Annotated in this window: 21 protein-coding genes; 11 read left to right on the plus strand and 10 right to left on the minus strand. The window is 67.9% G+C overall.

The window, feature by feature from the left end:
- Positions 1-61: 61 nt before the first annotated feature.
- Both AC1G9C_RS23180 and AC1G9C_RS23185 read left to right on the plus strand, forming a co-directional pair.
- Positions 62-1465 (plus strand): adenosylmethionine--8-amino-7-oxononanoate transaminase, encoded by a 1404-nt coding sequence (locus AC1G9C_RS23180; RefSeq protein ID WP_480408915.1) that lies wholly within the window; start codon positions 62-64, stop codon positions 1463-1465.
- Between the two features lie 104 nt (positions 1466-1569).
- On the plus strand, positions 1570-2289 hold the full coding sequence (locus tag AC1G9C_RS23185; RefSeq protein ID WP_480408916.1) for a 16S rRNA (uracil(1498)-N(3))-methyltransferase: 720 nt from the start codon (positions 1570-1572) through the stop codon (positions 2287-2289).
- A gap of 147 nt (positions 2290-2436) precedes the next feature.
- Here AC1G9C_RS23185 and AC1G9C_RS23190 read toward each other — a convergent pair whose 3' ends face one another.
- The 8 genes from AC1G9C_RS23190 to pilG all read right to left on the minus strand — a co-directional run bounded on the left by AC1G9C_RS23190 (position 2437) and on the right by pilG (position 15654).
- Positions 2437-2907 carry a chemotaxis protein CheW gene (locus tag AC1G9C_RS23190; protein WP_457788652.1) on the minus strand — a complete coding sequence of 157 codons (471 nt, stop codon included), beginning with the start codon at positions 2905-2907 and terminating at the stop codon, positions 2437-2439.
- 10 nt (positions 2908-2917) lie between these two features.
- Positions 2918-3937: a chemotaxis protein CheB gene (locus tag AC1G9C_RS23195; RefSeq protein WP_480408917.1), complete on the minus strand. Its 1020-nt coding sequence runs from the start codon at positions 3935-3937 to the stop codon at positions 2918-2920.
- A complete protein-coding gene (locus AC1G9C_RS23200; RefSeq protein WP_480408918.1) occupies positions 3934-11184 on the minus strand; it encodes an Hpt domain-containing protein in 7251 nt (2416 codons plus the stop codon). Before AC1G9C_RS23200 ends, AC1G9C_RS23195 begins: the two co-directional genes overlap by 4 nt.
- Positions 11185-11209: 25 nt before the next feature.
- Positions 11210-12070 carry a protein-glutamate O-methyltransferase gene (locus tag AC1G9C_RS23205; protein WP_031302685.1) on the minus strand — a complete coding sequence of 287 codons (861 nt, stop codon included), beginning with the start codon at positions 12068-12070 and terminating at the stop codon, positions 11210-11212.
- Between the two features lie 60 nt (positions 12071-12130).
- Entirely contained in the window at positions 12131-14167 is a 2037-nt protein-coding gene (locus AC1G9C_RS23210; RefSeq protein WP_031302686.1) for a methyl-accepting chemotaxis protein, read from the minus strand.
- An 84-nt stretch (positions 14168-14251) separates the two neighbouring features.
- On the minus strand, positions 14252-14788 hold the full coding sequence (locus tag AC1G9C_RS23215) for a chemotaxis protein CheW (RefSeq protein ID WP_021442252.1): 537 nt from the start codon (positions 14786-14788) through the stop codon (positions 14252-14254).
- A gap of 45 nt (positions 14789-14833) precedes the next feature.
- A complete protein-coding gene (gene pilH, locus AC1G9C_RS23220) occupies positions 14834-15199 on the minus strand; it encodes a twitching motility response regulator PilH (RefSeq protein ID WP_013713612.1) in 366 nt (121 codons plus the stop codon).
- A gap of 47 nt (positions 15200-15246) precedes the next feature.
- Entirely contained in the window at positions 15247-15654 is a 408-nt protein-coding gene (pilG, locus tag AC1G9C_RS23225) for a twitching motility response regulator PilG (RefSeq protein WP_031302687.1), read from the minus strand.
- Positions 15655-15896: 242 nt separating this feature from the next.
- Between pilG and gshB the strand changes: the two genes are divergently transcribed.
- From gshB to AC1G9C_RS23265, 8 genes are all read left to right on the plus strand, one after another.
- Complete coding sequence (gene gshB, locus AC1G9C_RS23230) at positions 15897-16853, plus strand: glutathione synthase (protein WP_480408919.1); 957 nt, start codon at positions 15897-15899, stop codon at positions 16851-16853.
- An 87-nt stretch (positions 16854-16940) separates the two neighbouring features.
- A complete protein-coding gene (locus tag AC1G9C_RS23235) occupies positions 16941-17837 on the plus strand; it encodes a TonB family protein (RefSeq protein WP_480408920.1) in 897 nt (298 codons plus the stop codon).
- A 175-nt stretch (positions 17838-18012) separates the two neighbouring features.
- Entirely contained in the window at positions 18013-18582 is a 570-nt protein-coding gene (locus AC1G9C_RS23240) for a YqgE/AlgH family protein (protein WP_397495753.1), read from the plus strand.
- Positions 18582-19019, plus strand: coding sequence for a Holliday junction resolvase RuvX (ruvX, locus tag AC1G9C_RS23245; protein WP_021444025.1), 438 nt, complete (start codon positions 18582-18584; stop codon positions 19017-19019). The genes AC1G9C_RS23240 and ruvX overlap by 1 nt, the downstream gene beginning before the upstream one ends.
- A gap of 30 nt (positions 19020-19049) precedes the next feature.
- Positions 19050-19553: a bifunctional pyr operon transcriptional regulator/uracil phosphoribosyltransferase PyrR gene (gene pyrR / locus AC1G9C_RS23250; protein WP_122109341.1), complete on the plus strand. Its 504-nt coding sequence runs from the start codon at positions 19050-19052 to the stop codon at positions 19551-19553.
- A 10-nt stretch (positions 19554-19563) separates the two neighbouring features.
- Positions 19564-20571, plus strand: a complete 1008-nt coding sequence (locus tag AC1G9C_RS23255; protein WP_021444027.1) for an aspartate carbamoyltransferase catalytic subunit — start codon at positions 19564-19566, stop codon at positions 20569-20571.
- On the plus strand, positions 20571-21842 hold the full coding sequence (locus AC1G9C_RS23260; RefSeq protein WP_480408921.1) for a dihydroorotase: 1272 nt from the start codon (positions 20571-20573) through the stop codon (positions 21840-21842). The genes AC1G9C_RS23255 and AC1G9C_RS23260 overlap by 1 nt, the downstream gene beginning before the upstream one ends.
- A gap of 309 nt (positions 21843-22151) precedes the next feature.
- Positions 22152-24059: a beta-ketoacyl synthase gene (locus tag AC1G9C_RS23265; RefSeq protein ID WP_480408922.1), complete on the plus strand. Its 1908-nt coding sequence runs from the start codon at positions 22152-22154 to the stop codon at positions 24057-24059.
- Positions 24060-24123: 64 nt separating this feature from the next.
- Here the strand turns inward: AC1G9C_RS23265 and cysQ are convergent, their stop codons facing one another.
- Positions 24124-24945: a 3'(2'),5'-bisphosphate nucleotidase CysQ gene (gene cysQ / locus AC1G9C_RS23270; protein WP_457788645.1), complete on the minus strand. Its 822-nt coding sequence runs from the start codon at positions 24943-24945 to the stop codon at positions 24124-24126.
- Positions 24942-25508, minus strand: coding sequence for an ADP compounds hydrolase NudE (gene nudE, locus AC1G9C_RS23275; RefSeq protein WP_021443835.1), 567 nt, complete (start codon positions 25506-25508; stop codon positions 24942-24944). The genes cysQ and nudE overlap by 4 nt, the downstream gene beginning before the upstream one ends.
- A gap of 125 nt (positions 25509-25633) precedes the next feature.
- On the opposite strand from nudE, the gene yrfG reads away from it, so the two are divergent.
- Positions 25634-26314 carry a GMP/IMP nucleotidase gene (gene yrfG, locus AC1G9C_RS23280; RefSeq protein ID WP_480408923.1) on the plus strand — a complete coding sequence of 227 codons (681 nt, stop codon included), beginning with the start codon at positions 25634-25636 and terminating at the stop codon, positions 26312-26314.
- The last annotated feature ends 33 nt before the right edge of the window (positions 26315-26347 follow it).

Below are 26347 nucleotides of genomic sequence, written 5' to 3' on the forward strand. Positions count from 1 at the left end.
GGGGCGGATCGACGGCTGCGCCTTCTGGTAGGCTGTGCCGCTGAAGATTGGGAGATGCGCCATGAGCTTGAACGACCAGTGGATGCAGCGCGACCTTAACGTGCTGTGGCACCCCTGCACCCAGATGAAGGACCACGAGCGCCTGCCGCTGATTCCGATCCGCTCTGGCTCCGGGGTCTGGCTGGAGGATTTCGACGGCAAACGCTACCTGGACGCGGTCAGCTCCTGGTGGGTCAACGTGTTCGGCCACCGCAACCCGCGGATCAATGCGCGCATCCGCGAGCAGCTGGACAGCCTCGAACACGTGATGCTCGCCGGTTTCACCCACCAGCCTGCGGTCGAGCTGTCCGAGCGCCTGGTGCAGATCACCCCGCCCGGCCTGGCCAAGGTGTTCTACGCCGACAACGGCTCCTCGGGCATCGAGGTGGCGCTGAAGATGAGCCACCACTACTGGATCAACAACGGCCAGCCCGGCAAGAAACGCTTCGTCACCCTGACCAACAGCTACCACGGCGAGACGGTGGCGGCGATGTCGGTGGGCGACGTGGCGCTGTTCACCGACACCTACAAGGCGCTGCTGCTCGACACCCTCAAGGTGCCCAGCCCGGACTGCTACCTGCGCCCGGAGGGCATGGGCTGGGAAGAACATTCGCGGACTATGTTCGCCGCCATGGAGCAGACCCTGGCCGAGCATGCCCACGAAGTCGCGGCGGTGATAGTCGAGCCGCTGATCCAGGGCGCCGGCGGCATGCGCATGTACCACCCGGCCTACGTCAAGCTGCTGCGCGAGGCCTGCGACCGTTACGGCGTGCACCTGATCCACGACGAGATCGCCGTCGGCTTCGGCCGCACCGGCACGATGTTCGCCTGCGAACAGGCCGGCATCACCCCGGACTTCCTGGTGCTGTCCAAGGCGCTGACCGGCGGCTACCTGCCGATGGCCGCGGTGCTCACCAGCAACGAGGTCTACGCCGCCTTCTACGACGACTACGCCACCCTGCGCGCCTTCCTCCACTCGCACACCTACACCGGCAACCCGCTGGCCTGTGCCGCGGCCCTGGCGACCCTGGACATCTTCCGCGATGACGATGTCATCGAGAAGAACAAGGCCCTGGCCGCGCGCATGGCCAGCGCCACCGAACACCTGAAGGATCATCCGCACGTCGCCGAGGTGCGCCAGACCGGCATGGCCCTGGCCATCGAGATGGTCGCCGACAAGGCGAGCAAGACCGCCTACCCCTGGCAGCAGCGCCGCGGCCTGGCGGTGTACCAGCACGCCCTGAGTCGCGGCGCCCTGCTGCGCCCGCTGGGCAGCGTGGTGTACTTCCTGCCGCCCTACGTGATCAGCCCGGAACAGATCGACTTTCTCGCCGAGGTGGCCAGCGAGGGCATCGATATCGCCACCCGCGAAACCGTCAGCGTGGCGGTGGACAACCGCTATCCCGGGCATCGCGATCCGGGCTGATAGCGGCGGCAAGCTGCACGCGACGAGCCACAACTAAAAGCTGCGAGGGCAAGGACCGGTGCTTTAAGCTTGCAGCTTTCCACTTGTCGCCTGCAGCTGCCCCTATGCGCCTATCCCGTTTCTTTATCGATGCCCCCCTGTCCCTCGGCCAGCACGAGCTGCCCGAGGCCCAGGCCCACTATATCGCCCGCGTGCTGCGGCATACCGCGGGCGACGCGGTGCAGCTGTTCGACGGCAGCGGCCGCGAGTACCAGGGCGAACTGATCGAGGTGGGCAAGAAGGCGGTGCGCGTGGAGCTGCGCGAGGCGTTCGACGGCCTGGCCGAATCGCCGCTGCGCATCCACCTGGGCCAGGGTCTGTCGCGCGGCGAACGCATGGACTGGGCGATCCAGAAGGCCACCGAACTGGGCGCGACGGAGATCACCCCGATCGTCTCGGAGCGCTGCGAGGTGCGCCTGAAGGACGAACGCGCCGACAAGCGCCTGGCCCACTGGCGCCAGGTGGCGATCAGCGCTTGCGAGCAGTGCGGCCGCTCGGTGCTGCCGGTGATTCATGCGCCGCAGGAGCTGGGCGCCTGGCTCGGCGCGGTCGAAGCCGAACTCAAGCTGGTGCTGCACCCGGTGGCCGAGCCCTGGGCCGGCCATGCGCCACCGCGCTCGCTGGCGTTTCTGATCGGTCCGGAAGGCGGCCTCGGCGAGGCGGAGGTGGCCCAGGCCAAGGCGGCCGACTTCCACGCCGCACGCCTCGGACCACGGGTGCTGCGCACCGAGACCGCACCCGTGGTGGCGCTGGCCGTGGCGCAGCAGCTGTGGGGGGATCTGTAGCCCGGATCAATGGCACACCAGCCCCAGGCTAGGTAGGTTGGCGCTGAGCGCAGCGAAGCCCAACAGGAAACCCGAAAGGCTGCGCTCGGCAATCCCTGGCGTCCCACAATCCACCGTTGGGCTTCGTCGCACGCTCCTCAACCCAACCTACAGCAGCCCGGCGTCTTCCAGCAGTTGCTCCAGGCCGATCAGATCGGGGATGCGCACCACGTCCTCGCCGACCCGCGCCGCGCCCAGTTCAAGCGGCGCCAGCACGACATCGGCGGCCGCCAGGTCGCTGGCGACCTTCAGCGAGCGCGGGATGCCCTGCACCAGCAGGGCGATGAACTTGACCTTGGGCCGGCCGCCCAGGGCGTTGAGCACCGCCACCCGCGCGCCGCCGGCAATCTGCGCCTGACCGCCGCTGGCGGCCTCGAAGGACAGCAGCGGCAGGCGCAGGTCGCGCCAGGCGATCTGGCCGAGGAACCAGGCCGGCATGCCTTCGCTGACCTGCGGCGCGCGATAGGGAATCAACTCGGCCACCGCCACGTTGGGCAGCAGCAGGGTGCGGTCGGCCAGGGGCACCAGCAGACCGGTCAGGTTGGCGGCGCTGTTCTGGGCGGCGACGGCTTGGCTCATTGAAACGTCCTCAACTGCAGTGTTCGGCGAGGTGGTTGACCAGCGCCACGGCCAGCTCGCGCGGGTCGGCGCTGAAGCTGCTGTAGCCGCCCTCGCGCAGGCTGTCGGGCATGCTCGGGCTGGCGCAGCTGTCGCCGCGCTGGGTCCAGATCAGGCCGCCCTGGCGCTTGACGTAGGCCGCCGCGGCGCTGCCGTCGCTGCCCATGCCGCTGAAGGCGATCACCCCGCACTGGGCGCCGAACTGCTGCGCCAGGTTGAGCATCATCTGGTCGATGGACGGGCTGTAGGGCTCGGGCCAGCCGCGTTCGGCGATCTGCATCGCGCCGTCCTCGGCGAAACCCAGCTCGTGCTGGATCGGCGCCACCACCACCTCGCCGCAACGTACCGGGTCGCCCTGGCGCGCCGGGTTGACGTGCCACTGGCTGTGCCGGCCGACCGCCTGCGGCAACGCGGTTTCGAAGCTGGCATCGATATGCTGGGCATAGACGAAGCCGATCGGCAGGCCGCCGGGCAACGCATCGAGGAACGCCTTGACCGCCGCCGGGCCGCCCAGCGAGGCCGCCAGCAGCCAGACCTGGCGCGCCGGCTCGCCAGCCTTGAACAGCGTGTCGGCCAAGGCCTGCGGCAATTCCAGGCGCGCAGGACGCTGCGTTTCGTCGAGCAGCGCCTGCAGGCTCGGGCCCACCGCCTGGGTCGGATCACCGACCAGGCGCTTGAGCTTGCCGAACAGGCTGCGCTCCCAGCGCGGGTAGTTCTCCGAATGGCGTTCGGGGGCGTGCCCCTCGCCGAACAGCACCGGTGCGCTGGCGCGCTCCAGCAGACTGTCGACCAGCGGCGAGTCTTCCGACTGGGCCAGGTCCACCAGCCACAGGTCGGTGTCGCAGGCGGCCAGCGCCGCCTCGTCGAGGCGTGCCGGGTCGCTGTTGAGCACCACCTGGTAGCCGCCACCGGCCAGCGCCTGCTGCAGCACGTGGCGCTGCAAGGAGGTGTCGGCGATCACTGCAATACGTGCCGCGGATTTGTCTGTCATGTCCGTTTGATCCGGTGGCTATCCACCAACTGAGCGATGGTGTCGAGCAGCAAGGACTCCTGATAGGGCTTGCCGAGGTACTGGTTGACGCCGATGGCCATGGCCCGCTCGCGGTGCTTCTCGCCGGTACGCGAGGTGATCATGATGATCGGCAGGTCCTTCAGGCGCTCGTCGTGGCGCACCAGGGTGGCCACCTCGAAGCCGTCCATGCGCGGCATCTCGATGTCCAGCAGCATGATGTCGGGCTTGTGCTCCTGCAGCTGGGCGATGGCGTCCACACCGTCCTTGGCGGTCATCACGTTCATGCCGTTGCGCTCGAGCAGGCGGCTGGTGACCTTGCGCACGGTGACCGAATCGTCCACCACCATCACCAACGGCGGCCGGTCGACTTCCACTTCCTCGCTGATCGCCACCTGGCGCGAGGCCAGACGCGGGGTCAGCTGGCTCTGCAGATGCGCATGCAGCACGCGGATGGTCGCCAGCAGGTCGAGAATCACCACCACCCGGCCGTCGCCGAGGATGGTCGCGCCGGAGATGCCGTGCACCCCGGCGAACTGCGGGCCGAGGCTCTTCACCACGATTTCGCGCGAGCCGGCCAGGCTGTCCACCTGCACCGCCACGGCGTGCTCGCTGGAGCGCACCAGGATCACCGGCAGCGGCAGGCTCTGGCCCACCAGTTTGGGCTGCTGACCGTTGTTCAGCAGGTCGCCCAGGTACTTCAGTTCGTAGGCCTGCCCGGCGTACTCGAAGCGCGGCGCATCCGGCGCGTAGTAGGCCTCCAGCTCGTAGGGCGAAACCCGCACGATGCCTTCGATGGTGTTCAGCGGGATGGCGTACAGGTCCTCGCCGGAGAGCACCATCAGCGCGCGGTTGACCGACACGGTGAACGGCAGGCGGATGGTGAAACGGGTGCCCTGGCCGACGACCGAGTCGATGCTCATCGAGCCGCCGAGCTGCTTGACCTCCGAATGCACCACGTCCATGCCGACGCCGCGGCCGGAAATCTGGGTGACCTTCTCGGCGGTGGAGAAACCGGCCTCGAGGATGAACTGGAGGATCTCGTGGTCGGTCAGGTCGCTGTCGGCATCCATCATGCCGCGTTCGATGGCCTTGCGCCGCACCGCGTCGAGGCGGATGCCGCCGCCGTCGTCGTCGAGGGTGAGGACGATGTCGCCGCCCTCGCGGCCGAGGTTGAGGCGGATGGTGCCGGTTTCCGGCTTGCCGACGTCGCGGCGCACGGCAGTGGGCTCGATGCCATGGTCGACGGCGTTGCGCAGCATGTGCTCCAGCGGCGCGACGATGCGTTCGAGCACGGTGCGGTCCATTTCCCCTTCGGCGTTGCCGACGACGAACTCGACCTGCTTGCCCAGCTCGCCGGCGACCTGGCGGACGATACGGCGCAGTCGCGGCACCAGGCGGTCGAACGGCACCATGCGGGTGCGCATCAGGCCTTCCTGCAGCTCGGTGTTGACCCGCGCCTGCTGCAGCAGCAGGGTTTCCGCGTCGCGGTTCTTCGCCGCCAGGGTTTCCTTCAGGTCGAGCAGGTCGGAGGCCGACTCGAACAGCGCCCGCGACAGCTGTTGCAGCTGCGAGTGGCGGTCCATCTCCAGCGGATCGAAGTCCTCGTAACCGGCACGCTCGGCCTCGGCCTGGTAACGGCTGAGGATTTGCGCCTGGGTCTCGGTATCGAGGCGGCGCAGCTGGTCGCGCACGCGGTCGATGGTGGCTTCCATCTCGCTCAGGGTGAAACTGACGTCGCTGACCTGCTGTTCGACCCGACCGCGGAAGATCGAGGTCTCGCCGGCCAGGTTGACCAGGCCTTCGAGCAGGTCGGCCGGCACCTTGACCAGTTCCTGCGGGGCGCGACGGGACGCGGCCTCGGCCGCCGCCTCGGCGGCGCGGCGCACGAACGGCAGCACCTTGGGCGCCTGCACCTGGCTCGGCAGCTCGCTGGCGGCGACTATCGGGACGACCAGTTGGGCGCCCAGCTTAGGGACGACCAGTTGGGCGGCCGGTTGCGGCGCGCCCGGGCTCGGCGCTGCCGGCTCGGGCTGGGCGACCAGCGGCGGCTCGGCCAGGCTGGCGCTAAGGCGCTGGCGCAACAGATCGAGTTCCTTCTGCAGCCCCTCGAAACCGGACTGCAGGTCGATCAGCAGGCTCTCGGGCCAGGGTGCGCCCTGCTGCAGCGCCTCGCTCAGGTGCTGCTCGAGATCGTGGCTCATGTCGCCCAGGCGCTTCTGCCCGGCCAGCCGCGCACCGCCCTTGAGGGTGTGCAGGATGCGCAGCATCTCGTCGATGGCGGCGCCGTCGTCGCGCTGTTCTTCCCAGCGGCCGATGGCCGCCTCCATCGCCTCGAGCAGGTCGTCGCCCTCTTCGAGGAAGATGTCGAGGATGTCGCTGTCGGCCTCCTCGCCGTCGTCGCTCTCGACGAAGGCCTTGAGCTGGACCGCAGACGGCATGCTCAGCTGCTCGTCGGGGTTGGCGCGAAAGCGCTTGATGGTCTCGATCAGGGCGTCGCCCGGCGGCACCGCACGCTGGCCGCGCACCGCCTCGAGCATCTCGGCCAGGCGGTCGTGACAGGCCTGCAGCAGGCCGAACAGCTCGGGGCTGGCACGCAGACGACCGCCGCCCAAGCCTTCGTAGAGAAATTCCAGTTCGTGGGCCAGGTCGCCGATCTCGCGGATCTCGGCCATGCGCGCACCGCCCTTGAGGGTGTGCAGGTCGCGCTGCAGGGCTTCCAGCTCCAGGCTGTTGTCGACGTCGGCCATCCAGCGCTGCAGGGCGGCGCTGGCGCTGTCGATGATGTCGAAGCCTTCCTCGAGGAAGATTTCCACCAGCTCCGGGTCGCGCTCCTCGTGCCAGCTGGTGGGCGCCGCCGCCTGCGGCTCGGGGTCGGCCGCCACCGGCAGCTCCAGCGTGGGCTCGTCGACTGCCGGCGGCGCCTGATCGAGCGGCGCTTCGGTGGGATCGTCAAGCACCAGCAGGTCTTCGTCTTCGACCAGGGCCAGCGGCGGCAGCTCGCCGGCATCCAGATCCAGTTCGAGCGGTTCGGCGGCCTGAGCCGCCTCCTCGTCCAGGGCCGGATCGACCAGGGTCGCCGCGGCCGACAGGCTCTGCGCGCCGCCCTGGCGGAACTGGCGGATGGCCTGGATCAGGTCTTCGCCGGCCGCCAGCGGCTGGCGCGCCTGCAGCTGATCGAGCATCAGCGCCAGGCGGTCGTGGCTCTGCTGCAGCAGGCCGCCCAGGGCCGCGCCGTAGTTGTAGCGGCGGTCGACCAGGCCTTCGTAAAGCGATTCCAGCTCGTGGCCGAGGTCGCCGATCGGGCGGATCGCGGCCATCCGCGCGCCGCCCTTGAGGGTGTGCAGGTCGCGCTGCAGGGACGACAGCGGCAGGGTGTTGTCCGGTTCGCCGAGCCAGCGCTCCAGGGCTTGGCCGGCGCTTTCGAGGATATCCACCGCCTCTTCGAGGAAGATTTCCACCATCTCCTCGTCGAGGTCGGCATCGGCCGGGCTGAAGCTGGCTTCGGGCTCGGGCTCGGGCTCGGGCTCGGCAATGCTGTCCTCGGGCAGCTCGAACGCGGCGAACTCCGCGCCCGACGCCTGCGGCCCCGGCTGTTCCTCAGCCTGCAGCAGTTCGGCCGTGGCCTGGTCCAGCTCGATGACTTCGAAACCCTCGGCGCCGGGGGCGAGCAGGGCCAGGGTGGCCGGGTCGATGGCTTCGCCGAGCAGGTCGCGCAGCGCCTGCACACGCTCGGGTTGGGCGCTGACCTGCAGCGCCGCGGCAACCTGATCCATCATGCCGATCAGCGCTTCGTGGGCCTTTTCCGCCTCGTCGAAGAAGCGTTCGCTGACCGCCAGGCTGCCATCTTCGACCGCGCCGTAGAGGTCCAGCAGGGCCTCGCACAGCTCATCGATCTGCGGCAGCTCGGCCATCTCGGCGCCGCGGCCGAGAGTGGTCAGCTCTTCCAGCAGGGCGGACAGCTCCTGGCGCTCGGAGGGGTGCTCGCGCCACTTGCGCAGCAGGTCCTCGGCATCCAGCAGGATGTCCATGCCCTCGGCGAGGAAGATGCCGATCAGCTGCGGGTCGCGACTCTCGCCACTCTGCCCGAGGCGCTCGCCTTCGGCGGCGTCGAGGCGCTCCTGATGCAGCTTGTGGACCCGGGCGAGGAAGTCCTCGGCACCGGCAATCGGCGCCAGCGGCTGGCTTTCCAGCTGCTCCAGGGCGGCGCGGAACAGCTTCTCGGCGCGGCTGAGCAGCTCGGCCTCGGCCATGTCGACGCGGATCAGGTTGGTCTTGAATTCCTTGACCAGCTTCTCCAGCGGCGCGGCGATCTCCGCCACCGGCAGGATGCCGGCCATATAGGCGCTGCCCTTGAGGGTGTGCAGGGCGCGCTGCAGGTCGTCGGTCACCGGCTGCGGCAGCTCCTGCGCGCAGTCGGCGAGAAAGCCGACCAGGGTGTCCAGATGGGTTTCTGCCTCGTTGCGGAAGATTTCCAGCAACTGCGGGTCGAGGGGCTCGCCATCGAGGGGCTCGCTCTCCTCCACGGCGGCGGTAGCCTCGACAGCGCCCGCGGACTCGGCTACCTGCTCGGCGGCCGGGGCGTCAGATTTTGGGAGGCTGTGGCCCCTGGCCAGGGCATGCGCGGTGGCGGCCAGCCGGTCGACGTCGTCGCGCTGGCGCTGCGCCTTGGCGGCGAACTCCTCGACCAGCGCCGGCATCAGCGCCACCACGTCGAGCACCACCTGCTGCACCGGCTCGCTCGGCGCAATGCTGCGATCCAGCACACGGTTGAGCAGGTTCTCGATGGACCAGCCCAGCTCGCCGATGATCAGCGCGCGGACCATGCGCCCGCTGCCCTTGAGGGTGTGGAAGGCACGCCGCACTTCGATCAGGGCGTCCTTGTTCTCGGTATCGGCCTGCCACTGCGGCAGGTATTCGGCGATGGTTTCCAGCACCTCGCCGACTTCTTCGGTAAAGACTTCCAGCAGCTCTTCGTCCACCGGCTCCTCGTCGGCCGGCGGCGGCAGCAGGCTCGGCGGTACCTCGGCGGCCGGCGGGTTGATCACCTGCACCGGCGCGGCCATCACGTCGGCCATCGACAGCGGCTTGGCAAGGTCCTCCACCTCGATCAGCGGCGCCGGCGCGGGGGCGCTGGGCAGCTCGACCTCGGGCAGTTCCAGTTCGGCCAGTTCCAGCTCGTCCCACTGCTGCGGGGCGGACAGCTGCTCCAGGCTCAGCTCTTCCAGTTCCAGCTCGGGCTCGGCGGCGAGGCCCTGCGGGCCGTCGTCCAGCTCGAAGGCGAAATCGTTGAGCGGCTGCAGCTCCTCCAGTTGCGCCTCGGCCGCGGCCTCGAAGGGCTGCTGGTCGGCGTCGGCCTGCTCGGCCAGGTCGAACCCCGGCGCGAAGGACGACTCCTGCGCGGCGGCGACCGGCTCGCTATCGGCCAGGGGTTGCTCCAGCTGGCTGTCCTCGGCGCCGAGCAGCTCGATTTCCTGCAGCGGGTCGGCCAGCGGCGCCAGCGACTCCTCCTGCGGCTCGACACGATCGAGGATCGACGGCTTTTCCTTGAGCGGATAGCCCAGCGCTTCCAGGCTCTCCTCGGCCACGTCGAGAATCAGATCGCCCTGGCTGCCGTGGTCCTCGGACAGGCGCTCGAGGTAGTACTCGACGCTGGTGATGGCGTCGGCCAGGGTATCCAGGCTCTGCCAGTTGGGCACGGCCTTGCGCGCCAGCAGCTGTTCCTGGATATAGCGGTTGCAGGCGTTGAGCAGGTCGGCGGCGCGCTGCAGCGGGATCATCGCCAGGCCGCCACGGACCTGGGTGAGCAGCTCGGGCACGCGCGCCAGGTGCTCGTGGTTCCACTGCGAGGCGATGAACTCGATGATCGCGTCCTTGGCCTGTTCCAGGCCGTTGCGCGCCTCTTTAATGACAAGCTGATGGATCTGCGCCACGTCGGTGGTGGGCAGGTGGCTCTGTTCGCTCTGCCCGTCGTCGCTCGGGCCGACCATGCCGGCCAGGGTCGCCTCGACGTACAGCAGGGCGCCGGCGACGTCCATCAGCACCGCGTCGCTGGGCTCGCGCTGGCCGAGGGAGAGGCCGTGGATCACGTCAATCTGATCGAGGATGACCTTGCGCGGCTGGCCGAAGCCGAGCACCGCCAGGGTGTCAGCGATCTGCTTGAGCGGCGCCAGCAGGCCGTCCAGCTCGCCGGCCTGGCTGCGGTCGCTGCGCACGAACAGGTCGAGGCTGTCCTTGACCCGCACCAGCTCCTCGCACAGGGCGGCGACCACCGAGCGCATGGCGTCGCGGTCGGGGCCGGCCAGGCGGGCGCGTTCCTCGTCCACCACCTCGTTGTCGGGCAGGGCTTCGTCGAGGCGGTACTGTTCCTTGAGCGCGCGGATGCGCGGCGACTGCGCCGGCGCCTTGGCCACGTAGAACAGCAGGTTCTTGGTCAGCTCGTCCGGCGCGGCCTGGTTGATGCCGTCGGCGCCCTGCTCGACCAGGCGCTTGAGTTCCTTGTCGACCTGACGCAACAGGGTGCGCACCGAGGTGCCGTTGACCACGCTGCCGTTGGCCAGGCCCTCGACCATGCCGGAGGCGATCTGCCACAGGCCGCCCAGCGGGGCGTCCTTGCACAGGGTTTCCAGGCGGGCGAACACCCGCGCCATGTAGCCGAGGTTGGTGGCCAGGTCCTGGCCGCGGATCACCCCGACCAGGGCCATCTGCAGCATCTGCCGCAGCTTGCGCAGCAGCACCGGCAGCTCGGCGGTGCGCAGCCGCGCCAGGCTGTCGGATGGCAGCGCCGGCTGACGCACCGACATGTCCGGGGCGAACAGGCTGGTTTCCGACAGCAGCTTCTCGCCACGCGCGGCGCGCAGGTCGTTGAGCAGCGGCAACACCACCATCGGCAGGTCGCGGCGGGCGGTCTGGATACGGTCGAGGTACACCGGCAACTGCAGGATGGCCTGCATCAGCACTTCCAGGGCTTCGCCCTGGTTGGCCACGCGGCCTTCCATCAGCGCCTTGGCCAGCTGCTCCATTTCCTCGGCGAGCAGCGCGGCGCCGTAGAACTCGACCATCTGCAAGGTGCCGTGGACCTGGTGCACATAGGTCAGGCAGAAACGCATGCGCGTGGGGTCCTGCGGGTTCTCGACGAACGCCTCCAGGGCCTGCCGCGCCTGCTTCAGGGTTTCCGCGATCTCGCCTTTGACCCACTCCAGGGCGACATAGTCATGCCGATCACCCATAGCCACTCCACTCATAAACTTGGCCTTATCCCTTGCGGGTAAACGCCAGGACTCGCTCGTCGGCCACCGGCACCAGCGCCGGATGCTGCCAACCGGCTACTTCGCCCACGCCCACCACCAGCAGCCCCCCAGGTGCCAGGCTCTCGGCCAGGCGGTTGAGGATGTCGCGGCGACGCCAGCGGCGGAAATAGATCAGCAAGTTCTGACAGAAAATCACGTCCATGCCGGACATCGGCGCCTTGGCCAGTTCCAGCACATTGAGCTTGGCGCAGCACACGCGCGCCGCCAGACTCGGCACCACCTTGAAACGTCCGTCGGCCTGGGCGAGGAAATAACGCTCGCGCAGGTCGCCGTTCACCTGTTCCAGACGCCGCGCCGAGTAACTGCCCTCGCGGGCCTTGCTCAGCGCGCCCTGGCTGATATCCGTGCCGGTCACGGCAAAATGCTCGGGCGACTCGCTGCCCTGCAGCGCTTCGGCCGCCAGGATCGCCAGCGAATAAGGCTCCTCGCCGCTGGAACAACCCACGCTCCACAGCTCCCAGGGCCGCGTCAGGCCGGCGGCCAGTCGCTCCTGCAGGTATTGCGCCAGCACCTCGAAGGACGGCGGGTGGCGGAAGAAGCGGGTTTCCTGCACGGTCAGACGATCCAGCAGGGTCGACCACTCCACCGCGCCACGCGGGCCGTCGGTGACCTGGCGGTAATAGCTGGCGTAGTCCGTGACGCCCAGTTCGCGCATGCGCGCACTCAGGTTGGTTTGCAGGAAGGCGCGCCGCTGCTCGCTGATCACCACGCCGGTGCGCGCTTCGAGCAGCGCCTGCCAGTCGTGGAAGTCGGCTTGCGACATATCGGCCACCGGGCGCAAGGCCCACACGCCGCTTGACTGCATACCTTCGCCCTGAGTCATGGCTGTCGTGCGGCGACTGCAAGCAGCCGCCGCCCTCCTTTATCAGGCGTCCGGGAGGGTGAAGCCGGACACCGACTTGCGCATCTCACTGGCCATCTTGGCCAGGTTACCGATGCTCTTGGCGGTGGCGGTGGTACCCGAGGACGTCTGCGAGGTGATTTCCTGGATCACGTTCATGGTGTTGGAAATATGGCCGGCCGAAGAGGCCTGCTGACGAGCGGCGTTGGAGATGTTCTGGATCAGCGCCGCGAGGGTCTTGGATACCTTCTCGATCTCTTCCAGGGCCACCCCGGCGTCCTGCGCCAGGCGAGCACCGCGCACCACTTCGGAGGTCGTCTGCTCCATGGAGATAACGGCCTCGTTGGTGTCGGTCTGAATGGTCTTGACCAGCGCCTCGATCTGCTTGGTCGCCGCCGAGGAACGTTCCGCGAGGCGTTGTACCTCGTCCGCTACCACGGCGAAGCCGCGGCCCGCATCACCGGCCATGGACGCCTGGATCGCGGCGTTCAGGGCGAGGATGTTGGTCTGGTCGGCAATGTCGTTGATCAGGCTGACGATGTCACCGATCTCCTGGGACGATTCACCGAGGCGCTTGATCCGCTTCGAGGTGTCCTGGATCTGCTCACGGATGTTATCCATGCCGGTGATGGTGTTGTGTACGACCTCGTTGCCCTTGTTGGCGATGGCTACGGAACGTTCCGCTACCGCGGAGGATTCCGAGGCGTTCGCCGATACCTGGTCGATCGACACGGCCATTTCGTTGATCGCCGCGGAGGCGCCGGCGATTTCCTGGGCCTGGTGCTCGGACGCCTCGGCCAGGTGCATCGCCGTGGCCTGGGTTTCCTGGGCCGCACCGGCGACCTGAACGGCGGTCAGGTTGATGGTGGCCACCAGGTCGCGCAGCTGGTCGATGGAGTAGTTGATGGAGTCGGCGATGGCACCGGTGAAGTCCTCGGTTACCGTCGCGGCCACGGTCAGGTCACCGTCGGCGAGGTCGGCGATTTCGTCGAGCAGACGCAGAATCGCCGCCTGGTTACGTTCGTTCTTCTCCGCGGTCTCGGCCAGTCGGCGGTTGGTCTCGCGCACCATCACCAGGCCGATGAGGATGATCGAACCCAGCGCCAGGGCGCCCAGCACATAGCCGAACAGGGTGTTGATGGCACGGCCCGAGGCCAGGTCTTCGAAGCCGCCGGCCAGCTCGGACGCCTTGTCCAGCAGGGTCTGCGACACGCTGAAGATGGCGTTCGCCGACTCACGCACCTGGAACAGTTCCGGCGAGGTCTCGAGAATCTCGTCCACCGAACCGGAAACGAATTCGAACAGCTCGGAAATCTCCGCCAGACGCTCGAGGGCTTCCTCGTCGGTCACCTGGCTGATTTCCATCGCCGCGTTGCCTTCGAGCATGGCGGCCAGTACCCGGCCGAACAGGCTGGCGTCGCGACCGAACATGTCGGCGGCCTGCACCGAGTCTTCGTCACCGGCCAGCACCTTGTTCACCGAGCCGAGGATACGTTCGGCCAGCAGCGACTGGCGCTGAGCCACCGAGACCTGGGCCGCCGGCGCGCCGCTTTCCAGCAGGATGTCGACCACTTCCTCGTACTCGACCTGCAGCTGCGGAATGGTTTCCGCCAGGGTGGCGGCTACCTGGTGCAGCGACAGTACGGTCTGCTCGCTGGCGAGAATGGCGTCGGTATTCTGCCGCAGGCTGTCCCAGTCCTGCTGCACCGCGGCCATCTGCGCCTGCACCGCTTCCGGTGCCGGCGGCAGGCCGGTGCTGGCGTCGCCGTCGGTCAGATACCCCCAGCGCTGCTGGAAGTCGTTGCGCGCGTCGCGCAGCAGGCCGAAGGCCTCGGCGGTACCCGCCGCCGCTTCCGTGGCGTTCTTGGCGATACGCTGGGACAGTACGCGCAGCTCACCGGAGTGGCTGATGTACTCGGTATCGTAGTTGGACTGGGTGTTGATGTAGGCGAAGTTCGCGAACAACAGCACGATGGAGACGATCAGCACGACGAACAGCGCCGCGATCAGCGTGCTGCTGCGTGCCCCGACCAACAAATTGCCTGCATTGAGTTTTTTCATTATCTGGCCCCCGCCTGGACCGACCGCACTACGGTTCCCATGTAACGCCAAAGGGTCGGCAGAACCGACCCAACCGATTTTTTTCTAATAAGCGACATCGAGAAAGCCCGGATCGGTGGCCAGCGCGTGAGGGCTGAACACCAACCAGGGCTGTTCCCGTTGAAAGACACCGTGGATAAAGGGCGCGATGCTCGCCTCGAGGGGCGGCAACTGCTCGGAGAAGGCATCCACGGGAAAATGTTGCATGCCGAACACCTCGTCGACCGTAAGGCCGGCGAAGATTTCCTGGTGATCGACCACCAGCACCCGCCGCAGCTTGCGCAGCGGCGACAGTTCGTTGCCGAAGAAGCCGCACAGGTCCATCACCGGCAGCAGGCGACCGCGCACGTTGGCGACGCCCTTGACCCAGCTCTTCACGCCCGGCAGCAGGGTGTGACGCGGCTCGTGCAACACCTCGCCGACTTCCCCCATCGGCGCGACGAACAGCCGTTCGCCCATGCGAAAGCCGATACCGCTCCAGGTCTGCACGGCCGCCTGCTGCGACGGCAGGCCGGCCGCCAGGGCGCGGCAACGCTGGTCGATGTCGAGGAGAATCTGGAAAGGGGTCTGCACGTCCGACATGCCAGCCTTGGCCTTCTTCTTATTTAATACGCGGACGACACGGCATCAGCCGGCCAGCACCGCATTGAGGGTTTTCAGCAAGGTGTCTTCGTCGACCGGCTTGGTCAGGTAGTCCTTGGCGCCCTGGCGCTTGCCCCAGACCTTGTCGGTCTCCTGGTCCTTGGTGGTGACGATGATCACCGGAATATGGCTGGTCTCGGCGTCCTTGGTCAGCTGACGGGTGGCCTGGAAGCCGTTGAGGCCCGGCATGACGATGTCCATCAGTACGGCGTCGGGCTTCTCCTGGCGCGCCAGGGCGACGCCGTCGGCGCCGTTTTCCGCCTTGAGCACCTGATGGCCGTGCTTTTCCAGCATGGCGGTCAGCTTGTACATCTCGGTCGGGGAGTCATCAACAATCAGAATTCGAGCCATGGTGTTTCCCAATACAGAAGAGGCGTACGGCCCTGCAGGCCGCGGCGTCAGGAGGCTTGTTCCACCGGGATGAAGTCCGGCACGTGGGCCTTGATCGCCCCGAGCAGCTCTTCCTTGCTGAAGGGCTTGGTCAGGTACTGATCGGAGCCGACGATGCGCCCCTTGGCCTTGTCGAACAGGCCGTCCTTGGAGGACAGCATGATCACCGGGGTGGATTTGAAAGCACTGTTGTTCTTGATCAGGGCACAGGTCTGATACCCATCGAGACGCGGCATCATGATGTCGACAAAGATGATGCTGGGATGGGTGTCGGCAATCTTGGCCAGGGCATCGAAGCCATCGACCGCGGTGATGACCTCGCAACCCACCTTTTTCAGCAGAGTTTCCGCGGTGCGACGAATCGTTTTCGAATCGTCGATCACCATTACTTTCAAACCCTCGGAATGCTGTTCCATTTTCGCCCTACCATCGCCTCGGTGAGTCGTTATATTCGCGTTATCAGTGTGCCTGAGGCCCTGTCACCGATGGGGCTTGACCCAATCGTCGGGCCTTTTTAGCACACTCTCCCCATGCAAGCTATAAGCCCGCCGGGGCGGTTCCTGCCCTTGACCAGGGCCCCGGCCGACGCCACCCTGACAGCCTGTGCTCGGCGCGGCCAACCCGGCCGCCGCCCCATTTCTCGCGGAGAGTTACCCCCATGAGCCTTCGTCTCGGGATCGTCATGGATCCGATTGCCAGCATTTCCTTCAAGAAGGACAGCTCGCTGGCCATGCTGCTGGCCGCTCAGGCGCGCGGCTGGTCGCTGTTCTATATGGAACAGCAGGATCTCTACCAGGCCCGCGGCCAGGCCCGTGCCCGCCTGCGCCCCCTGGAAGTGTTCAACGACGCCCAGCGCTGGTTCGCCCTGGGCGCCGAACAGGATGCCGCCCTCGCCGAACTGGACGTGATCCTGATGCGCAAGGACCCGCCCTTCGATAACGAATTCCTCTATTCCACCCACCTGCTGGAGCAGGCGGAACGCGACGGCGTACTGGTGGTCAATCGGCCGCAGAGCCTGCGCGACTGCAATGAAAAGCTGTTCGCCACCCAGTTCTCCCAATACACGCCGCCGACCCTGGTCAGTCGGCGCCCTGACATTCTGCGCCAGTTTGCCGATGAGCACCGTGACATCATTCTCAAACCCCTGGACGGCATGGGCGGTTCGCAGATATTCCGCCACCGCGAAGGCGACCCCAACCTCTCGGTGATCCTCGAGGCGCTGACCCGGCATGGCCAGCAGCAGATCATGGCGCAAGGCTACCTGTCGGCGATCAAGGACGGCGACAAGCGCATCCTGATGATCGATGGCGAAGCGGTGCCCTACTGCCTGGCGCGCATCCCGGCCGCCGGCGAGACCCGCGGCAACCTGGCCGCCGGCGGTCGCGGCGAGGCGCGCCCGCTGACCGCACGCGACCACGAGATCGCCGCCGCGGTCGGCCCGACCCTGCGCGAGAAGGGGCTGCTGTTCGTCGGCCTGGACGTGATCGGCGAGCACCTCACCGAGATCAACGTCACCAGCCCCACCTGCATCCGCGAGATCGACGCCGCCTTCGACACCCGCATCGGCGAGCGCCTGATGGACTGCATCGCGGCCAAGCGCGCGGCAAAAGCTTGACGCAGGTGGCAGCCTGGCGCTTCAGGCTTGCAGCCTGAAGCGTCGCGCCGCAGACTGCGCGACATCCGCCAGCAGACCCGATATGCGATGAACGCAGCAGCCACCCCACCCGCCGTTTCCACCGCCGCCGTCCGTCCGGCGGATCGCCTGGGGTTCACCCTGTTCCTCGCCGCGGCCCTGCACGTGGCGCTGATCCTCGGCGTCGGCTTCGGCCTGGAGCCACCGAGCCAGATCAGCAAGACCCTGGAAATCACCCTGTCCACCTTCAAGAGCGAGGAGAAGCCCAAGCAGGCCGACTTCCTCGCCCAGGACAACCAGCAGGGCAGCGGCACCCTGGAACACGCCGCCGCGCCGAAGACCACCGAACAGGCGCCGTTCCAGGACAGCGAGGTGCGCAAGGTCACCCCGCCGGCCACCCCGCAGCAGCCGGCTACCCGCCAGAAAGCGCCCAAGGCCGCGGTCGCCACCCGCGCCCCGCAGCAGCAGAAGACCCCGGTCAAACGCGAGGAAGCCAAGCCGGTGCCGCAGACCCGCCCGGCGCGGGTATTCGATGCCGCCCAGCTGTCGGCGGAAATCGCCAGCCTGGAGGCCGAGCTGGCCCAGGAAGTCCAGGCCTATGCCAAACGGCCGAAGATCCACCGCCTCAACGCCGCCTCGACCATGCGCGACAAGGGCGCCTGGTACAAGGACGAGTGGCGCAAGAAGGTCGAGCGCATCGGCAACCTCAACTACCCCGACGATGCACGCCGCCAGCGCATCTACGGCAGCCTGCGCCTGCTGGTCTCGATCAACCGCGACGGCTCGCTGTACGAGGTGCAGGTGCTGGAATCCTCCGGCCAGGCCGTGCTCGACCAGGCGGCGCAGCGCATCGTGCGCCTGGCCGCGCCCTACGCCCCCTTCACCGGCGACCTGGCCGATATCGACCGCCTGGAAATCATCCGCACCTGGCGCTTTGAGCGCGGCGACCGGCTGTCGAGCAACTGACAGATCGGCGTACACGCGGTAAGCGCAGTCACAGGTAGGGCGCACTCGCGGAGCAGTAGGCCGGGCGATCTTGTAGTCAACGCCGATGGCGGACAGCTAGCCTCACTACGAGCGGCCGGCGATCCGGTCCGCCCTACAGCTTGAAGCCTGCCCGCTTAAGGCCGAAACTAGCGCCATGAAGATTTCAGCCCCCACCTCACTCAAGCACCACTTCCTGATCGCCATGCCGCACATGGCCGATCCGCATTTCGCGCACACCGTCACCTACCTGGTCGAACACAACGAACAGGGCGCCATGGGCCTGGTGATCAACAAGCCCAACGGCCTCAACCTGGCCGACGTGCTGGAACAGCTGCGCCCCGAGGAGGAGCCGGCGGCGCTGTGCCACAGCCTGCCGATCTTCGCCGGCGGCCCGGTGCAGACCGACCGCGGCTTCGTCCTGCACCCGGCCGGCCCGCAGTTCCAGGCCACCCTGGAGCTGGGCGAGCTGGGCCTGTCCACCTCGCAGGACGTGCTGTTCGCCATCGCCGACGGCACGGGCCCGGACAAGTACCTGATCACCCTCGGCTACGCCGGCTGGGAGGCCGGGCAACTGGAAGCGGAGCTGGCCGACAACGCCTGGCTGACCTGCCCGGCCGACAGCGCCATTCTCTTCGACCTGCCCTTCGACCAGCGCCTCAATGCCGCCGCCGCACGCCTGGGGGTCAACCTCAGCCTGCTCACCTCGCAAGCCGGGCACGCCTGATGGCCGAGGGCAAGCCGCTGCGCCTGCTGCTGGGCTTCGACTACGGCACCAAGCAGATCGGCGTCGCCGTCGGCCAGGTGATCACCGGCCAGGCCCGCGAGCTGTGCGTGCTCAAGGCGCAGAACGGCGTGCCGGACTGGAGCCGGGTCGAAGCCTTGATCAAGGAGTGGCAGCCGGACGCCGTGGTGGTCGGCCTGCCGCTGAACATGGACGGCACGCCCAGCGAGATGAGCGCCCGCGCGGAGAAATTCGCCCGCCGCCTCAATGGCCGCTTCAACCTGCCCGCCTATACCCACGACGAACGCCTGACCACCTTCGAGGCCAAGGGCCAGCGCCTGCGCGAAGGCCAGAGCGGCGGCTACCGCGAGCGCCCGGTGGATGCTATTGCCGCCGCCCTGCTGTTACAGGGCTGGCTCGAGGAAAACTGTCCGGGCTGAGCGACTCGGCCCGCCACATGGAGTTTCGCCATGCTACCGAACCCCAACGACCTGCTGCCGGCCATGGCCAGCGCCCTGACCCAGCACCTCAACCAGCGCCAGATCGCCGAGCCGCGCTTTATCGGCATCCGCACCGGCGGCGTCTGGGTCGCCCAGGCTCTGCTTGCCGCCCTGGGGCGCGATGACGCGCTGGGCGTGCTCGACGTGTCCTTCTACCGCGACGACTTCACCCAGAACGGCCTGCACCCGCAGGTGCAGCCGTCCGAGCTGCCGTTCGAGATCGAAGGCCAACACCTGGTGCTGATCGACGACGTGCTGATGAGCGGGCGCACCATCCGCGCCGCGCTGAACGAGCTGTTCGACTACGGCCGTCCGGCCAGCGTGACCCTGGTCAGCCTGCTCGACCTGGGTGCCCGAGAGCTGCCGATCCGCCCCGACGTGGTCGGCGCCAGCCTGTCGCTGGCAGCCAACGAGCGGGTAAAATTGTCCGGCCCCACGCCGCTGACCCTCGAACTCCAGACGCTCGCCAACTGAGACTCCCGCGATGACGCCACTCGCCGCCAAGCGCCCGCTGCAGCTGAACGACCAAGGCCAGCTGCGCCATTTCCTCTCCCTCGACGGCCTGCCCCGCGAGCTGTTGACCGAAATCCTCGACACCGCCGACTCCTTCCTCGAGGTCGGTGCGCGCGCGGTGAAGAAGGTGCCGCTGCTGCGCGGCAAGACCGTGTGCAACGTGTTCTTCGAGAACTCCACACGCACCCGCACCACCTTCGAGCTGGCCGCCCAGCGGCTGTCGGCCGACGTCATCAGCCTGAATGTCTCGACCAGCTCCACCAGCAAGGGCGAGACCCTGTTCGACACCCTGCGCAACCTCGAAGCCATGGCTGCCGACATCTTCGTCGTGCGTCATGCCGACTCCGGCGCCGCGCACTTCATCGCCGAGCACGTCTGCCCGAACCTGGCGATCATCAACGGTGGCGACGGCCGCCACGCCCACCCGACCCAGGGCATGCTCGACATGCTCACCATCCGCCGCCACAAGGGCGACTTCGAGAATCTGTCGGTGGCCATAGTCGGCGACATCCTGCACTCGCGGGTAGCGCGCTCCAACATGCTGGCGTTGAAGACCCTGGGCTGCCCGGACATCCGCGTGATCGCGCCGAAGACCCTGCTGCCCATCGGCCTCGAGCAAAGCTACGGCGTGCGCGTGTTCAGCGACGCCAACGAGGGCCTCAAGGACGTCGACGTGGTGATCATGCTGCGCCTGCAGCGCGAGCGCATGCAGGGTGGCCTGCTGCCCAGCGAAGGTGAGTTCTACCGCCTGTTCGGCCTCAGCGAGCAGCGCCTGGCGCTGGCCAAGCCCGATGCCCTGGTGATGCACCCGGGGCCGATCAACCGCGGCGTGGAGATCGAGTCGGCGGTGGCCGACGGCCCGCAGTCGGTGATCCTCAACCAGGTCACCTACGGCATCGCCATCCGCATGGCAGTGTTGTCGATGGCCATGAGCGGGCAGAACGCCCAACGTCAACTCAACGCCGAGGAGGCCAACTGATGCGTACCGCAATCCTCGGCGCCCGCGTGATCGATCCGGCCAGCGGCCTGGATCGGGTCGGCGACCTCTATATCGACGGCGGCAAGCTGGTCGCCATCGGCCAGGCGCCGGCCGGCTTCATCGCCGAGCAGACGCTCGCCGCCCAGGGCCTGATCGCCGCCCCCGGCCTGGTCGACCTGTCGGTGGCCCTGCGCGAGCCGGGCTACAGCCGCAAGGGCAGCATCGCCAGCGAAACCCTGGCCGCCGCGGCCGGCGGCGTCACCAGCCTGTGCTGCCCGCCAATTACCAAGCCAGTGCTGGACACCCCGGCGGTGGCCGAGCTGATCCTCGACCGCGCGCGCGAGGCCGGGCACACCAAGGTCTTCCCCATCGGCGCACTGAGCAAGGGCCTGGCCGGCGAGCAGCTTGCAGAACTCGTCGCGCTGCGCGATGCCGGCTGCGTCGCCTTCGGCAACGGCCTGGACAACTTCCGCAGCAGCCGCACCCTGCGCCGCGCGCTGGAATACGCGGCCACCTTCGACCTGCAGGTGATCTTCCACTCGCAGGACGCCGATCTGGCCGAAGGCGGCCTGGCCCATGAAGGCCCGACCGCCAGCTTCCTCGGCCTGGCCGGCATTCCGGAAACCGCCGAGACCGTGGCCCTGGCCCGTGACCTGCTGCTGGTGGAACAGAGTGGCGTGCGCGCGCACTTCAGCCAGATCACCAGCGCCCGCGGCGCCGAGCTGATCGCCGCCGCCCAGGCACGCGGTTTGCCGGTGACGGCGGACGTGGCGCTGTACCAGCTGATCCTCACCGACGAGGCGCTGATCGACTTCTCCAGCCTCTACCACGTGCAGCCGCCGCTGCGCTCGCGGGCCGACCGCGACGGCCTGCGCGAGGCGGTGAAGGCCGGGGTGATCGCGGCCATCGCCAGCCACCACCAGCCGCACGAGCGCGACGCCAAGCTGGCGCCCTTCGCCGCCACCGAGCCGGGCATCAGCAGCGTGCAGCTGCTGCTGCCGCTGGCCCTGAGCCTGGTGCAGGACGGCCTGCTGGACCTGCCGACGCTGCTGGCGCGTCTGTCCAGCGGCCCGGCCGACGCGCTGCGCCTGCCGGCCGGTCGTCTGGCCGTCGGCGCCGCAGCCGACCTGGTGCTGTTCGATCCGCAGGCCTCCACCCTGGCCGGCGAACGCTGGTACTCCAAGGGCGGCAACTGCCCCTTTATCGACCATTGCCTGCCCGGCGCGGTGCGCTACACCCTGGTCGACGGTCATATCAGCTACCAGGCCTGATGCGACCAGCAGCGAACGAGCCCGCCATCCGGCGGGCTTGTTGTTAGTGCGCATCCACCTGGAAAACCCTTGCTGCGCGCGGCGCCCCCCCGGATCCGCCCTGGGATTAACGACGCCCACGACGAGCTGTCCTGCCCGCGGCATGCTTTTCGCTCGCCACGACATTGGTCGGATGAGTGACTCGACAGTCATGATCCACGTCAGGATAGGCAGCCGAATCTTTGCATACGCCACCGCTTTGGGATCCGCGCCCGCGCCGCAAGGCGCCGGCTCGGCGTCGCGCTGGCCCAGTTCAGGAGCTTTTGAGTTATGTCGCGCTTACCTGTGATCGTGGGTTTTGGGGGGTACAACGCAGCCGGGCGCAGCTCCTTCCACCATGGCTTTCGCCGCACCGTGATCGAGACCCTGGACGCCCGCGCGCGCCAGGAGACGCTGGCCGGGCTGGCGCAGATGATGAAACTGGTGCGCGTGGTCGACGGCCAGTACCGCGATCAGGACGGCCAGCCGCTAAGCCTGGCCGACATCGAAAGCCGCTACGCCGAGCAGATTCTCGCCGGCACCCTGGTGCGCCGCATCGAGAAGCAGCATCTCGACCCGGACGCCGCCCACTGGCAGAAGAGCATCGGCCTGGCCCCCGGCCATAGCGGCAGCCTCAGCTTCCTCACCCTGCGCAAGCAGCTGCCCGAACCGCTGCCGGCCAACTGGTCGGTGCAGGAGCTCAATGCCAGCGAGGTGCAGGTCACCCTGCACGACAGCTGCGAGTTCAAGGTCGACAGCTACCGCCCGCTGGCGGTGAAGTCCGCCGGCCAGCTGCCCACCGGCTTCGAACCGAGCGAGCTGTACAACTCGCGCTTCCACCCGCGCGGCCTGGCCATGACCGTGGTCGGCGTCACCGACGCGCTGCGCTCGGTGGGCATCGACTGGCAGCGCATCGTCCAGCACGTGGCGCCGGACGAGATCGCCGTGTTCGCCAGCTGCATCATGAGCCAGCTCGACGAGAACGGCTTCGGCGGCATGATGCAGTCGCGCCTGAAAGGCGGCCGGGTCACCGCCAAGCAGCTGGCCCTGGGCCTGAACACCATGCCGGCCGACTTCATCAACGCCTACGTGCTCGGCAGCGTCGGCACCACCGGCAGCATCACCGGCGCCTGCGCCACCTTCCTCTACAACCTGCAGAAGGGCATCGAGCAGATCGCCTCGGGCAAGGCGCGCGTGGTCATCGTCGGCAGCAGCGAGGCGCCGATCAACCAGGAGTGCATCGAGGGCTACGGCGCCATGGGCGCGCTGGCCACCGAAGAAGGCCTGCGCCAGATCGAGGGCAAGCAGGACGTGGATTTCCGCCGCGCCAGCCGCCCGTTCGGCGACAACTGCGGCTTCACCCTGGCCGAGGCCTGCCAGTTCGTGGTGCTGATGGACGACGAGCTGGCCCTAGAGCTGGGCGCCGACATCCACGGCGCGGTGCCGGACGTGTTCATCAACGCCGACGGCTTCAAGAAATCCATCTCCGCCCCCGGTCCCGGCAACTACCTGACCGTGGCCAAGGCCGTGGCCAGCGCCGTGCAGCTGCTCGGCCTGGACGCCGTGCGCAGCCGCAGCTTCGTCCACGCCCACGGCTCCAGCACCCCGGCCAACCGGGTCACCGAGTCGGAGATTCTCGACCGCGTCGCCAGCGCCTTCGGCATCGAGCAGTGGCCGATCACCGCGGTCAAGGCCTTCGTCGGCCATTCCCTGGCCACCGCCAGCGGCGACCAGGTGATCGCCGCCCTCGGCGCCTTCAAGTACGGCATCCTGCCCGGCCTGAAGACCATCGACGCGGTGGCCGGCGACGTGCACCAGCAGCACCTGAGCCTGTCCACCGTCGATCGCAAGCTGGGTGAGCAGGCAATGGACGTGGCCTTCATCAACTCCAAGGGCTTCGGCGGCAACAACGCCAGCGCCCTGGTGCTGGCCCCGCACGTGGTCGAGCGCATGCTGCGCAAGCGCCACGGCCAGGCCGCCTTCGACGCCTACCTGGCCCGCCGCGAAGCCACCCGCACCGCGGCCGCGGCCTACGACAGCCAGGCGCTGCTGGGCCAGCTGGACATCATCTACAACTTCGGCAACGACATGATCGACGACCAGGCGATCTCCATCACCACCGAAGAAGTGAAGGTGCCCGGCTTCGACCAGCCGCTGGTGTTCAAGAAGGACGAGCGCTACCGCGATATGCTCGATTGAGCGTGTTGCGCTGTGGGAGGGGCTTCAGCCGCGACAATCGCCGCTGAAGCCCCTCCCACCTCGCCTATGCCAACCCGCGCGCCAGCTCGATCAGCTCGCCACGCCATTCGGCGGCGGCCGGCAAGGCCAGGAACGACGGATTGAGAAAGGATTCGCGCGCCTGGTAAGCCAGCGGCGCGCCGGCCAGATCCAGCACTTCGCCGCCCGCCCCTTCCAGCACGCCCTGCGCCGCCGCGGTGTCCCACTGCGACGTAGGCGCCAGGCGCGGGTAGCAGTCGGCATTGCCCTCGGCCAGCAGGCAAAATTTCAGCGAACTGCCGATATTGGCCAGCGCCGGCTCGCCGAAGCGCGCGGCCAGGCCGCCGAGCAGGCGCTCCTGGGCCGGGCTCGAATGGCGCTTGCTGGCCACCAGGGTAAAGCCCTGCGCCGGCGCCAGACGCACGCCGATCGGCTGCTCGTCACCCGGCACTTCGCTGCGCCAGGCACCCAGACCAGCGCCACCGTAATAGCAGCGCCCATTGGCCGGAATGCCGACCACGCCGAACACCACGCGGCCGTGCTCGATCAGCGCGACATTGACGGTGAACTCCTCGGAGCCGGCGATAAATTCCTTGGTGCCATCGAGCGGGTCGACCAGCCACCAGCGCGTCCAGGCGGCGCGCTCGGCCAGGGGAATGTCGGCGGCCTCCTCGGACAGCACCGGCACCGCCGGCGCCAGCGCGCGCAGGCCATCGAGCAGGATATGGTGGGCGGCCAGGTCGGCGGCGGTGACCGGCGAGGCATCGGCCTTCTCCGTCACCGCCACGTCGCTGCGCCAGTACGGCAGGGTCGCCGCGCCGGCGGCGCGTACCAGTTCGATCACCTGGGAAATATAGGGATGACTCACTGCACGAACTCCCCACGCTGACTCAGCAGGTCGCGCACCAGGTACAGCGCGGCCAGGGCGCGGCCCTCGCTGAACTGGGCGTGCTGGGCCAGGCTGGACAGCTCGCGCAGGTTGATCCGGTCGACCCGCATCGGCTCCGGCTCGTCGCCCGGCAGGCGCTCCTCGTACAGATCGCGCGCCAGCACCACCTGGATCTTCTGGCTCATATAGCCCGGCGACAGGCTCAGCTCGGTGATGTATTCCAGCTCGTGCGCCCCAAAACCTGCCTCCTCCTTGAGTTCGCGGTTGGCCGCCACCAGCACGTCTTCGCCCGGCTCGATCAGGCCCTTGGGCAGCGACAGCTGGTAGTCGTCGGTGCCACCGCAGTATTCCTCGACCAGCACCGCATGCTCGGCATCGAGCATCGCCACCACCATCACCGCGCCGTAGCCGACGCCCTTGCCCACCAGACGCTCGTAGGTCCGCTCGACGCCATTGGAAAAGCGCAGCTGCAGCTCCTCGACGCGGAACAGACGGCTGCTGGCGACTATTTCACGGGCGAGTACCGTGGGCTTCTGACGCATGGGACGACTCCTTGGCGTGACCTGGCGGGTTATCATACCGCGGCTTTTCCGATTATCCCCGGCGCAGATTGCACGTTCGCGACGCAGGCCGGCAGATTCACGACCTTCGAGCGCAAGACGTCCCCATGCTTCCACTGCCCTGGCACCAGATCGACACCGTCCTGCTGGATATGGACGGCACCCTGCTCGACCTGCACTTCGACAACCACTTCTGGCTCAAGCACCTGCCGCAGCGCTACGCCGAGCACCACGGCCTCAGCCTAGCGCTGGCCGAGGCCGAGCTGCTGCCACTGTTTCGCCAGCACGCCGGCACGCTGAACTGGTACTGCACGGATTTCTGGAGCCGCGAGCTGAACCTCTCGATCCGCGATCTCAAGCGCGAGGTCGCTCACCTGATCGCCCTGCGTGCGGATGCCGAGCTGTTCCTGCGCGCCCTGCGCGAGGCCGGCAAGCGCGTGGTGCTGATCACCAATGCGCACCGCGACTCGCTGTCGCTGAAGCTCGAACGCGTGGAGCTGGCGCCCTGGTTCGAACGCCTGATCAGCTCCCACGACTACGGCTTTCCCAAGGAGGACCAGCAGTTCTGGTTCGCCCTGCGCCAGGACGTCGAGTTCGACCCGGCGCGCAGCCTGTTCATCGACGACAGCCTGCCAATCCTGCGCAGCGCCGGGCGCTTCGGCGTCGCCCAGCTGCTCGCCGTACGCCAGCCGGACAGCCAGGCCGGGCCCAAGGACACCGAGGAGTTCGCCGCGGTGGAGGATTATCGGGCGTTGTTGCAGGGGCTAGCCGGGATGCGCTTGTCGTAGGCGCCGGCTGACCGCCCCCTGCAGGGGAGGCGT

It is taken from the genome of Pseudomonas sp. ABa2 (genome assembly GCF_056676075.1).

Coding starts and splice junctions, on each gene's coding strand:
- AC1G9C_RS23180 (WP_480408915.1), top strand. CDS start 62: ATGAGCTTGAACGACCAGTGGATGCAGCGCGACCTTAACGTGCTGTGG.
- AC1G9C_RS23185 (WP_480408916.1), top strand. CDS start 1,570: ATGCGCCTATCCCGTTTCTTTATCGATGCCCCCCTGTCCCTCGGCCAG.
- AC1G9C_RS23190 (WP_457788652.1), bottom strand. CDS start 2,907: ATGAGCCAAGCCGTCGCCGCCCAGAACAGCGCCGCCAACCTGACCGGT.
- AC1G9C_RS23195 (WP_480408917.1), bottom strand. CDS start 3,937: ATGACAGACAAATCCGCGGCACGTATTGCAGTGATCGCCGACACCTCC.
- AC1G9C_RS23200 (WP_480408918.1), bottom strand. CDS start 11,184: ATGGGTGATCGGCATGACTATGTCGCCCTGGAGTGGGTCAAAGGCGAG.
- AC1G9C_RS23205 (WP_031302685.1), bottom strand. CDS start 12,070: ATGCAGTCAAGCGGCGTGTGGGCCTTGCGCCCGGTGGCCGATATGTCG.
- AC1G9C_RS23210 (WP_031302686.1), bottom strand. CDS start 14,167: ATGAAAAAACTCAATGCAGGCAATTTGTTGGTCGGGGCACGCAGCAGC.
- AC1G9C_RS23215 (WP_021442252.1), bottom strand. CDS start 14,788: ATGTCGGACGTGCAGACCCCTTTCCAGATTCTCCTCGACATCGACCAG.
- pilH (WP_013713612.1), bottom strand. CDS start 15,199: ATGGCTCGAATTCTGATTGTTGATGACTCCCCGACCGAGATGTACAAG.
- pilG (WP_031302687.1), bottom strand. CDS start 15,654: ATGGAACAGCATTCCGAGGGTTTGAAAGTAATGGTGATCGACGATTCG.
- gshB (WP_480408919.1), top strand. CDS start 15,897: ATGAGCCTTCGTCTCGGGATCGTCATGGATCCGATTGCCAGCATTTCC.
- AC1G9C_RS23235 (WP_480408920.1), top strand. CDS start 16,941: ATGAACGCAGCAGCCACCCCACCCGCCGTTTCCACCGCCGCCGTCCGT.
- AC1G9C_RS23240 (WP_397495753.1), top strand. CDS start 18,013: ATGAAGATTTCAGCCCCCACCTCACTCAAGCACCACTTCCTGATCGCC.
- ruvX (WP_021444025.1), top strand. CDS start 18,582: ATGGCCGAGGGCAAGCCGCTGCGCCTGCTGCTGGGCTTCGACTACGGC.
- pyrR (WP_122109341.1), top strand. CDS start 19,050: ATGCTACCGAACCCCAACGACCTGCTGCCGGCCATGGCCAGCGCCCTG.
- AC1G9C_RS23255 (WP_021444027.1), top strand. CDS start 19,564: ATGACGCCACTCGCCGCCAAGCGCCCGCTGCAGCTGAACGACCAAGGC.
- AC1G9C_RS23260 (WP_480408921.1), top strand. CDS start 20,571: ATGCGTACCGCAATCCTCGGCGCCCGCGTGATCGATCCGGCCAGCGGC.
- AC1G9C_RS23265 (WP_480408922.1), top strand. CDS start 22,152: ATGTCGCGCTTACCTGTGATCGTGGGTTTTGGGGGGTACAACGCAGCC.
- nudE (WP_021443835.1), bottom strand. CDS start 25,508: ATGCGTCAGAAGCCCACGGTACTCGCCCGTGAAATAGTCGCCAGCAGC.
- yrfG (WP_480408923.1), top strand. CDS start 25,634: ATGCTTCCACTGCCCTGGCACCAGATCGACACCGTCCTGCTGGATATG.